The sequence below is a fragment of the Variovorax sp. P2_H12 genome (genome assembly GCF_056403395.1).
The window spans coordinates 1-633 of the sequence record NZ_JBFUFO010000124.1 but is presented as its reverse complement, the minus strand read 5'-3'; the positions used below and the strand labels follow the sequence as shown (position 1 = coordinate 633).

Sequence of the window (633 nt, the reverse complement as noted above, 5' to 3'; positions counted from 1 at the left end):
CACCACGTCACCGAGGCCGTGTGGGAGCGGGGCATCGCCGTCTCGTCCGCGGCCGCCGCCAATGCGCTGCCCGTCGCCGAATTCACCCTGGCCGCCATCCTGTTCGCCAACAAGCGGGTCCTCGGCGCCGCGCGGCGCTACCGCGAGACACGGGGCCCCTTCGACCTCTTCCCGCACTTCGCCGGGCAGGGCAACTATCTGCGCACCATCGGAATCGTGGGCGCCTCACGGATCGGCCGACGGGTGATCGAACTGCTCCGGCCGTTCGACCTGGAGGTCCTGCTGCACGATCCGTATGTGGACAAGGAGGATGCCGCCGCCCTCGGTGTGGAGTGCGTCGGTCTCGACGAGCTCGTACGGCGCAGTCATGTGGTGTCCATCCACGCGCCCGAGCTCCCGGAGACCCGGCACATGTTCGACGCGCGGCTGCTTGCGCTGATGGCGGACGGGTCCACGCTCATCAACACCGCGCGCGGCTCGCTCGTCGACACCCGGGCGCTGACCGAGGAACTCGTGTCGGGCCGGATCCACGGCGTCATCGATGTGACGGACCCCGACCACCTGCCTTCGGATTCTCCGCTGTACAACCTGCCCAACGTACTGCTGACCCCGCACATCGCCGGCTCCCTCGGC

1 protein-coding gene is annotated in these 633 nt (G+C 69.2%); it reads left to right on the top strand.

What is annotated here, in order from left to right:
* Window positions 1–633: hydroxyacid dehydrogenase (locus AC1DYK_RS35485; protein ID WP_478170536.1), on the top strand; the 633-nt coding region annotated here is incomplete at both ends.